Consider the following 6,719-nt stretch of genomic DNA (forward strand, 5'->3'; position numbering starts at 1 on the left):
GCGTGCTGTGGCACATCTTCAAGAACGGCTGGGAGGACAAGCAGTTCATCCACGACCGCGTTTACGGCATGGATGAGGTGCGTAAGGAAGTGGAGCAGTGGACGCCGGACAAGGTGCACGATGTCACCGGCATTCCGGAAGCGGAAATCCACCAGGTCGCCAGAACGCTGCACGAGAACCGCCCCGGCACCGTGGTGTGGTGCATGGGCATCACCCAGCACACGGTGGGCAATGCCAACACCCGCGCGCTGTGCATTCTGCAACTGGCGCTGGGCAACCTCGGCATGCCGGGCGGCGGCACCAATATCTTCCGCGGCCACGACAACGTGCAGGGCGCGACCGACATCGGCCCCAATCCCGAATCCCTGCCCGCCTATTACGGCCTCGCGGAAGGCGCCTGGAAGCACTGGTGTGCGGTGTGGGGTGTGGATTACGAGTGGGTGGAGTCGCGCTACGCTTCCAAGGATCTGATGGAAAAGCCCGGCATACCGGTGTCGCGCTGGATAGACGGCGTGCTGGAAGCCAGCGAACATATCGACCAGGGGCCCAACCTGCGCGCGGTGCTGTACTGGGGCATGGCCGCCAACAGCCAGACGCGCGGCGCGGAAATGAAAAAGGCGATGGAGAAGCTGGATCTGCTGGTGGTGATCGACCCCTATCCGGCAGCGGCCGCGGTAATGCACGACCGCAAGGGCGATACCTATCTGCTGCCTGCGGCGACGCAGTTCGAGACGCGCGGCTCGGTGACGGCTTCCAACCGTTCGATGCAATGGCGTGAGCAGGTGATCGAGCCCTTGTTCGAATCGCAGCCCGACCACGTGATCATGTACGCGCTGGCGAAGAAGTTCGGTTTCGAGCAGGAGCTGTGCAAGAACATTAAAGTCACGAAGAGCAGGCAGGGCTGGGACGAGCCGGATATCGAGGACACACTGCGCGAGATCAATCGCGGCGCCTGGAGCATAGGCATGAGCGGGCAGTCGCCGGAGCGCCTCAAGCTGCACATGAAATACGCGCACACCTTCGACGTCACCACGCTACAGGCCGGGGACGGCCCTTGCGCCGGCGAATATTACTGCCTGCCGTGGCCGTGCTGGGGCACGCCGGAAATGAAGCATCCGGGTACGCCGATACTCTATGATTTATCCAGGGAAGTGAAGGACGGCGGCCTGCCGTTCCGCGCCAATTTCGGCGTGGAGCGCGGCGGGGTGAGCCTGCTGGCCGAGGACGGCTCGCATACGCTGAACTCCGAGCTCGACGGCGGCTATCCGGAGTTCGATCATGTGCTGCTTAAAAAGCTGGGTTGGTGGAACGACCTGATCGATGCCGAGAAACAGGCCGCGGAAGGCAGGAACTGGAAGACCGACCCCTCCGGCGGCATCATCCGCGTCGCCATCAAGCACGGCTGCGCGCCGTTCGGCAATGCCAAGGCGCGGGCGGTGGTGTGGAATTTTCCCGATCCGGTGCCGGTGCACCGCGAGCCGTTGTATACCTCGCGCGCCGACCTGGTTGACAAATACCCGGCACAGAAGGACCTGAAGACCTTCTGGCGCCTGCCGACGCTGTATCAGTCGGTGCAGCAAGCCAACAAGCACGCGAGCAAGGATTACCCGATCACGCTCACCAGCGGCCGATTGGTGGAATACGAGGGCGGCGGCGAGGAAACGCGCTCCAACCCGTGGCTGGCGGAACTGCAGCAGGAGATGTTCTGCGAGATCAACCCCAGGGATGCTGCGACGCAGGGGGTGGTCAACAACGACTACATCTGGGTGGAGACGCCAACCAAGGCGCGCATCAAGGTGCGCGCGATGCTGACGGAAAGGGTAGCGCCGGGCGTCGCCTTCATGCCCTACCATTTCGGCGGCTGGTGGCAGGGCCGCGATCTGCTCGATAAATATCCGGAAGGCGCGGCACCGTTCGTGCGCGGCGAAGCGGTCAACACCGCGACCACCTACGGCTACGACTCGGTGACGATGATGCAGGAGACCAAAGTGACGCTGTGCAGATTTGAGAAGGCATGAGTAACCGCCGATACACGCCGGTATTCTTTAGGTTTTATCTGCGTTCATCCGCGGTTTATTAAAGGTTTAAGCATGGCGAGAATGAAATTCATCTGTGACGTCGAGCGCTGCATCGAATGCAACGCCTGCGTCACCGCGTGCAAGAACGAGCACGAGGTGCCGTGGGGCGTCAACCGCCGCCGCGTGATCGTCGTCAACGATGGCCAGCCCGGCGAGAAGTCCATCTCCACCGCCTGCATGCACTGCACCGATGCGCCCTGCATGGCGGTGTGTCCGGTCAACTGTTTTTACAAGACCGAGGAAGGCGTGGTGCTGCACGACAAGGATATGTGCATAGGCTGCGGCTACTGCTCCTACGCCTGCCCGTTCGATGCGCCGCAGTTCCCGAACTCGGCCGGCAAGGAGCCGGCCGCGGCCGCCACCGACCTGTTCGGCGCACGCGGCAAGATGGACAAGTGCACGTTCTGCGCCGGCGGGCCCGAAGAGAACGGTTCCGGGGAGGAATTCAGGAAATACGGCCGCAATCGCCTGGCCGAAGGCAAGCTGCCGCTGTGCGCGGAAATGTGCTCGACCAAGGCGCTGCTCGCGGGCGATTCTATCGTGATCTCGCATATCCTCGAGGAGCGTGCCGAGGTGCGCGGCTACGGCGACGAAAAATGGGGCTGGAATCTGGCCTACGGGCGGCCGGAAAATGCGGGAGCGGACAAGAAATGACGAAGCTGGCGTTATGTCTGCTGCTGGCATGCGGCTTGGCCGGCTGCGGTGAATACAAGGGCCTGGTGCCGTATGAAAATGGCGCATTTCAGGGCAAGCACGACCAGCGCGTCTGGGATAGCGCGCGCTTCGGCCACCAGAAGGAGGTATGGGTCGAGGTCATCCACGCCCGCAACCTGCAGCAGAACGAATACCGCCGCACCGATTATCAGGAGCCATAAGGTGTTGAAAAAGATATGTCTTGCGCTGATTCTGGGCGCATTGCTGCTCGCCGCGCAGGCGGCAGACAAGCCTGTGCCGGCGGTGGACGCCACCACCGAGGCCACCCCGTACAGTGCCGAAGCGCAGAAGTCGCCGCCGTCGGAAGCCATGCGCCGCGCCGAGTCCGGCGCGACCCATTACACCCAGTCGCGCAACCGTGAAGCCGGCGTGTTCCAGCAGGCGGAAGGGCAAAAGTGGCGCACGGTGCACAACGGCCCCGTCACGTTTTACGGCGGCTGGTTGCTGGTGCTGGTGCCGCTCTTGATCCTGGGCTATTACGCGATATTCGGTCCGATGCGCGTGCATGATCCGCTGACCGGCCGCATGATGCAGCGCTTCGAGACTTGGGAACGCTATATCCACTGGACCACGGCCATCTGTTTCGTGACGCTGGGGCTGACCGGCATCATCATCCTGTTCGGCAAGCATATTTTCATCCCGGTGATCGGCCATGAAGCATTTTCGTGGGTCGCCGTTATCGCCAAGAACCTGCACAACCTCGTCGGGCCGCTGTTTTTCGTATCCATCGTCATGCTGTTCAGACGCTTCGTCAAATACAACCTGTGGCAGCGATTCGACTGGCAGTGGCTGCTGCACGCGCCCAGCATCCTGCGCGGCAAAATGAATGTGCCCAGCGATAAATTCAACGCCGCGGAGAAAATGTGGTTCTGGATGGGCGTATGTCTGTTCGGGCTCATCGTCAGCCTGTCGGGCTTCGTGTTGGACTTCCCCAATTTCGAGCAGGGGCGCCATGCGATGCAGATCGCCAATCTGATCCACGGCATAGGTGCGATTTTGTTCATCAGCGCGGCTTTCGGCCACATCTATATGGGCACGATAGGCGCGGAAGGTGCGTTCAAGGCGATGCAAACCGGCATGGTGGACCAAGCCTGGGCCAAAGAGCACCACGAACTCTGGTACGAAAAAGAGAAGTCGAAGCCATGAAGCCTCAAATCTTGATGCTGGTTGCCATGCTGTGTTCGGTAGAGGCGCTGGCCAAACTGCCGCCGCCGACGCCGGAAGAGGCTGCCAAGAAACAGATCGCAGCCGAGAAAAAGGTCAAGGACGAAGATGCCGCCAAGGAAGCGCTCGCCAAGGCGCAGGATAGGGTGGCGCAACGCTATCGGGCCATCCGCAAGAACGCGCCGCTGCCGGTGCCTGTAGTCGCGCCTGCAACGAAGAAATAGGGCACAAGCAATGATCCAGCGCGGGCTTGGGGTAAGCCGGAATGTCATTTTTGCATTGTGCTTGTGTTTTGCGAGTGCCGCGTTCGCTTTCGACCCGGGCGCCGGGAAATCTGCCGTAAGTTCATCCGCAACGGTGAAGGCGGTGTTTACGCCGCAGGATGACGTAGCCGGGCAGATCGCCGATGCGGTGCGGCATGCCCGCCGCCAGATATTGGTGCAGGCATTCTCGTTCACTCACGACGGTATTGCCCAATCGCTGATCGACGCCCACAAGCGCGGCGTCGAGGTCAAACTGATCGCCGACCGCGAGCAGACCGAGAAAATGGATCACGGTCAGGTGCCGCGCATCGCCGCTGCCGGCGTACCGGTATGGCTTGATGGCGAACACCAGAGCGCGCACAACAAGGTAATGGTAATCGACGCTGGCACGCCGGCAGCGATGGTCATCACCGGCTCGTTCAATTTCACCAAGGCGGCGCAGTATAAAAACGCGGAAAATGTGGTTTTCCTGGGCAGCAGCGAACAACTGGCGGATGCTTACGCGCGCAATTGGCAATCGCATCTAGTACACTCCCAACCTTTAAGAATTCACTAAGAGAAATAGCATGAAAGAAATCGAACAAAACCTGGACGGCAAAGGGCTGCGTATCGGCATCGTGCTGTCGCGCTTCAATGCCGACATCGGCGACGGCCTGTTGAGCGCCTGCAAGGCCGAACTGCACAAGCTCGGCGTGGCTGACGCCGACATCACGCTGGCGACCGTGCCGGGTGCGCTGGAAACGCCGCTGGTGCTGCACACGATGGCGAACAGCGAGCAATTCGACGGCTTGATCGCACTGGGCGCGATTATCCGCGGCGAGACCTACCACTTCGAAGTGGTTGCCAACGAATCCGCGCGCGGTGTATCCGAAGTGCAGCTGGAAACCGGCATCCCGGTCGCCAATGCCATTCTCACCACCGAAGACGACGACCAGGCACTGGCGCGCATGTCGGTCAAGGGCGCGGAAGCCGCGCAAGTCGTCATCGAAATGATCAATCTGCTGAGGTCGCTATGAGTGAACAGCAAGCACAGGAAGCTAAACCCGGCCGCAACCGCCGGTTGTCGCGCGAACTGGTGCTCAAAGGCCTGTACCAGCAGTTCCTGAGCGGCAACAGCGCAGCGGCAATACTGCGCAACCTGGCCGAGGACAGCACCTTCGCGCGCGCCGACCAGGCTTATTGCAAGACGCTGATGAACGGCGTGCTGGAGAATCTGCCGGGGCTGGACGCCAAGCTTGCCGGTTTCGTCGACCGCAAGGTGGAGGAGTTGAGCCCGATCGAACATGCGATCCTGTGCATCGCCGGGTATGAGCTTGCCTTCGACGCGGATATTCCCTATCGCGTCGCGATCAACGAAGCGATTGAACTCGCCAAGCGCTACGGCGGTGCCGATGGCCATAAATACGTCAACGGCGTACTGGACCGCCTGGCCGCCGACCTGCGGCCGGAAGAAGTCCAGAAGCGCCAGGCGGTGAGCAGAAAGAAAACTTGAACCGGCAGGGAACACGGGAAACAATCAGGAAATTTCTGTAAATCAGTGCATGGGATTTTCCCCGTGTTTCCCGTGGTAAATTGCTTCTTTTGAGGGTACCATCACCCCATCATGACCGAACCGCAGGAACTCAAGAACGCCGGACTTAAAGCCACGCTGCCGAGGCTGAAGGTGCTTTCGCTGTTCGAAAACAGCGAACAGCGCCATCTTTCCGCCGAAGACGTTTATCGCATGCTGCTCACCAGCGGCGAAGACATCGGCCTGGCCACCGTTTATCGCGTGCTCACCCAGTTCGAGCAGGCAGGCCTGCTGGTGCGGCACCATTTCGAAAGCGACAAGGCCGTTTTCGAACTCAACCAGGGCCATCATCACGACCACATCGTCTGTCTGCAATGCGGTCGCGTGGAAGAGTTCTACGACGAGGAAATCGAAGCCCGCCAGAAAAAAGCCGCCGCCGAGCGCGGCTTCAAGATCCACGATCATTCGCTGCACATCTACGCGGATTGCCTCAAGAATCCGTGCCCGTATAAAACCTGAGCGGTTCTTCTACCTGAAGCGGTAAGCCAGCCGGCGCGCAATTCCGTGCCCGATGCCTGCCAGGCTTGTAATCCGCCGGCGCGAACATCCTGCGTGGCCCGAAGCTATTACTGTCGCGCCAGCATTTCCTTGGCGTGTTGCCGCGTGGTGTCGGTAATTTCCACTCCGCCCAGCATGCGGGCGATTTCTTCGGTGCGGCTCTGGGTGTCCAGTGCCTGGATGGTGCTGATGGTCTGGCCGGCCTGAGTGGATTTGCTGACGCGCAGATGCAACGCGCCTTGCGCGGCGACCTGCGGCAGGTGGGTAATGACTAGTACCTGGCGTTTCTCGCCCAGGCGTTTGAGCAACTGGCCGACGACTTCGGCGACGCCGCCGCCGATGCCGACGTCGACTTCGTCGAAGATCATCGTCGGGGTTTCGCCCTGTTGCGCGGTGACGACGCGGATGGCGAGGCTGATGCGGGAGAGTTCG

The 6,719-nt window shown here is 61.0% G+C and carries 9 protein-coding genes and 1 pseudogene; 9 read left to right on the top strand and 1 reads right to left on the bottom strand.

Annotated features, from left to right (window positions below; translation table 11 throughout):
- From VGK14_RS12595 to fur, 9 genes are all read left to right on the top strand, one after another.
- On the top strand, positions 1-2,018 hold a 2,018-nt coding region (locus VGK14_RS12595; protein WP_331509438.1), incomplete at its 5' end, for a formate dehydrogenase subunit alpha.
- Positions 2,019-2,090: 72 nt separating this feature from the next.
- Positions 2,091-2,732 carry a formate dehydrogenase FDH3 subunit beta gene (gene fdh3B / locus VGK14_RS12600; RefSeq protein WP_349257299.1) on the top strand — a complete coding sequence of 214 codons (642 nt, stop codon included), beginning with the start codon at positions 2,091-2,093 and terminating at the stop codon, positions 2,730-2,732.
- Positions 2,729-2,953: a hypothetical protein gene (locus VGK14_RS12605; RefSeq protein WP_331509440.1), complete on the top strand. Its 225-nt coding sequence runs from the start codon at positions 2,729-2,731 to the stop codon at positions 2,951-2,953. Before fdh3B ends, VGK14_RS12605 begins: the two co-directional genes overlap by 4 nt.
- 1 nt (position 2,954) lies before the next feature.
- On the top strand, positions 2,955-3,938 hold the full coding sequence (locus tag VGK14_RS12610) for a formate dehydrogenase subunit gamma (protein WP_331509441.1): 984 nt from the start codon (positions 2,955-2,957) through the stop codon (positions 3,936-3,938).
- Positions 3,935-4,180: a formate dehydrogenase gene (locus VGK14_RS12615; RefSeq protein WP_331509442.1), complete on the top strand. Its 246-nt coding sequence runs from the start codon at positions 3,935-3,937 to the stop codon at positions 4,178-4,180. The genes VGK14_RS12610 and VGK14_RS12615 overlap by 4 nt, the downstream gene beginning before the upstream one ends.
- A gap of 61 nt (positions 4,181-4,241) precedes the next feature.
- The gene (locus tag VGK14_RS12620; RefSeq protein ID WP_331509443.1) at positions 4,242-4,775 is read left to right on the top strand and encodes a phospholipase D family protein; all 534 of its coding nucleotides are present in this window, start codon (positions 4,242-4,244) and stop codon (positions 4,773-4,775) included.
- Between the two features lie 10 nt (positions 4,776-4,785).
- Positions 4,786-5,235: a 6,7-dimethyl-8-ribityllumazine synthase gene (ribH, locus tag VGK14_RS12625; protein WP_331509444.1), complete on the top strand. Its 450-nt coding sequence runs from the start codon at positions 4,786-4,788 to the stop codon at positions 5,233-5,235.
- Positions 5,232-5,711 (top strand): transcription antitermination factor NusB, encoded by a 480-nt coding sequence (gene nusB, locus VGK14_RS12630; protein WP_331509445.1) that lies wholly within the window; start codon positions 5,232-5,234, stop codon positions 5,709-5,711. The genes ribH and nusB overlap by 4 nt, the downstream gene beginning before the upstream one ends.
- 111 nt (positions 5,712-5,822) lie before the next feature.
- Positions 5,823-6,248, top strand: coding sequence for a ferric iron uptake transcriptional regulator (gene fur, locus VGK14_RS12635; protein WP_331509446.1), 426 nt, complete (start codon positions 5,823-5,825; stop codon positions 6,246-6,248).
- A gap of 107 nt (positions 6,249-6,355) precedes the next feature.
- Here the strand turns inward: fur and VGK14_RS12640 are convergent.
- Positions 6,356-6,719 (bottom strand): annotated as a pseudogene (locus VGK14_RS12640) (DNA repair protein RecN); the annotation flags it as partial.

This window comes from Novimethylophilus sp., from assembly GCF_036504375.1.
Classification (GTDB): domain Bacteria; phylum Pseudomonadota; class Gammaproteobacteria; order Burkholderiales; family Methylophilaceae; genus Novimethylophilus.